Source organism: Mycobacterium sp. (genome assembly GCF_050701675.1).
Taxonomy (GTDB): Bacteria; Actinomycetota; Actinomycetes; order Mycobacteriales; family Mycobacteriaceae; genus Mycobacterium.
Genome location: NZ_JBOGDD010000356.1, coordinates 1 through 1,976, shown reverse-complemented (window position 1 = coordinate 1,976; position 1,976 = coordinate 1). Strand labels below are relative to the sequence as shown.

Here is a 1,976-nt window from a genome sequence, read left to right as displayed (position 1 = left end):
CTGCACTGGACCGACGGCGAGCTGCGCACGCGCAAGCCGCTGGCCGGCGTCGTGCCATTGGACCCGCGCCCGGGCACGGTGCCGCTGATCTGCATCATGATCGGCACCACGGCGTTCGACGGGTTCTCGCTCGGCGCGCTGTGGAACGACGTCGCGCCCGACATCCAGCGCTGGTTCATCGACATCGGCCTGCACGCCGAGGGCGCGCTGGAGATCACCTTCACGCTCGGCCTGATCGCGATGGTGCTGCTGGTCAGCGCGGTCTACCGGCTCGGCGTCGTCGGCATGCGCACGGTCGACGAGTCGCGCAGCGTCCAGGAGCTCTCGCGCCTGTTCGCGCACACGCTCGTGCCGATCGCGCTGGCCTACGTCATCGCCCACTACTTCTCGGCGCTGACCTACCAGGCCCAGGCGATGGCCTACCTGATCTCAGATCCGCTGGGCAACGGCAGCAACTTCTTCGGGACGGCGTCGGCGACGATCAACTACGGCTGGATCAGCGCCAACGCGATCTGGTACGTGCAGGTCGGGGCGCTGATCGTCGGCCACATCGGCGGCCTGACCCTGGCCCACGACCGGGCGCTGGCCACCTACCGCGACCCGACCTCGGCGACGCGCTCGCAGTACTGGATGCTCGTCGTCATGGTCGGCTTCACCAGCCTCGGGCTGTGGCTGCTGTCGGCCGCGGCGCAGTGATGGCGGTGCCCTTCGCCCACGTCGGGCACTGGTGGGGGTCGATCCTGTATCTGGCCCCCGTGGTCCTGGTGGTCGTGTTCCTGGCCGTACAGAGTTGGCGCGCGAAACGTCGTAACGGCGGACCGCGATGAGTCGAGTGTGCATCTTGGGGGAATGGACCCGCCAGCACGATGACCACGCAGCAGCTCCATGATCTGCTCGAAGCGGTCCCCGACACGCGGGAGATCGTGATCGACTGCGCCTACGCCGACGGCCTGGAGGCCGCGTGGCACGCGGCGCACCAGGACGCGTCGCGCGCGCTGGCGGCATGGCGCGCGTGGCCCGGGCGGGAGGGCTTCTCGACCTATCGCGCCGCGCAGGATCGGGCCGACGCGGCGCAGGACGCGCTCGTCGCCCAAGCCGCGTAGGCGCGGGGCTAGGTGTCGTGCCCGAGGACGTGGTGAACGCGTCTGATGGGTGGGCGGTCGCCGATGGCGCTGTGGTTGCGGGTGGTGTTGTAGTGCTGGGTCCAGTGTGGCAGCGCCTCGGCGCGGGCGTCTGATGAGGCGTAGATCTGGCCGTAGGCCCACTCGCGCGCGAGGGTCTGTTGGTAGCGCTCGACCTTGCCGTTGGTCTGGGGGCGGTAGGGCCGGATCGTCTTGTGGGTGATCGCGCGGCGCCACAGCAGCTCGCGCAGCGAGCGGTTATGGGTGTAGGCCCACGCGTTGTCTGACAGCAGCCGCTCGGCGACGATGCCGTTGTCCAGAAACCAGTCCAGGGCGCGGGTCATGAACGCGGTCACTGTGTCGGCGCGTTCGTCGTCGTGCAGCTCGGTGTAGGCCAGGCGGCTGCAGTCATCCAGCAGGCTGTGGGCGTAGTCCCAGCCGACCCGCCGCGAGCGTTGGGTGCGATCGCCGGTGACCTTGTGGCCGGGGGCTTGGAAGCGCCCGAACTTCTTGACGTCGACATGCAGCAACTGGCCCGGGCAGGGCCACTCGTAGCGCACCACGCTGTCCTTGGGCGCCCGCGGCCGGCGCGAGCAGCCGCGTCGGCGCAACGCCGCATGGACGGTCGAGTGGCAGCGTCCGACATGCGGCGCGATCAACCGGGGGCCCCAGCCGGTGTCCTCGCGCATCTGGCAGATCCGGTCGTGCTCGGCCTCGCTGATCAGGCCGGGTGAGCGCCGCGGGCGACACGGGCGGTCTTGGGCCCATGCCCCTGACAAGCGCTCGGCCTCGGTGGCCTGGCGCTCGCGGCGCACCCACCGGTTGACCGTCGCCGGCGACACGCAGAAGCGGGCC

At 70.3% G+C, this 1,976-nt stretch carries 3 protein-coding genes and 1 pseudogene; 3 read left to right on the top strand and 1 reads right to left on the bottom strand.

Annotation, left to right across the window (positions count from 1 at the left end; genetic code table 11):
- The 3 genes and pseudogenes from ACRDUX_RS10515 to ACRDUX_RS10505 all read left to right on the top strand — a co-directional run.
- Positions 1-696 (top strand): annotated as a pseudogene (locus tag ACRDUX_RS10515) (hypothetical protein); the annotation flags it as partial.
- Positions 669-827, top strand: coding sequence for a hypothetical protein (locus ACRDUX_RS10510; RefSeq protein WP_526413614.1), 159 nt, complete (start codon positions 669-671; stop codon positions 825-827). The pseudogene ACRDUX_RS10515 and the gene ACRDUX_RS10510, both read left to right, overlap by 28 nt.
- Before the next feature lie 39 nt (positions 828-866).
- The gene (locus ACRDUX_RS10505; RefSeq protein ID WP_526413612.1) at positions 867-1,103 is read left to right on the top strand and encodes a hypothetical protein; all 237 of its coding nucleotides are present in this window, start codon (positions 867-869) and stop codon (positions 1,101-1,103) included.
- An 8-nt stretch (positions 1,104-1,111) separates the two neighbouring features.
- Here the strand turns inward: ACRDUX_RS10505 and ACRDUX_RS10500 are convergent.
- The coding region (locus tag ACRDUX_RS10500) for an IS481 family transposase (RefSeq protein WP_526413610.1) at positions 1,112-1,976 on the bottom strand (865 nt) is incomplete at its 5' end.

Bases quoted from the DNA above. Each gene is read 5' to 3' on its own strand.
- ACRDUX_RS10505 (WP_526413612.1), top strand. From the start codon at position 867: ATGACCACGCAGCAGCTCCATGATCTGCTCGAAGCGGTCCCCGACACG.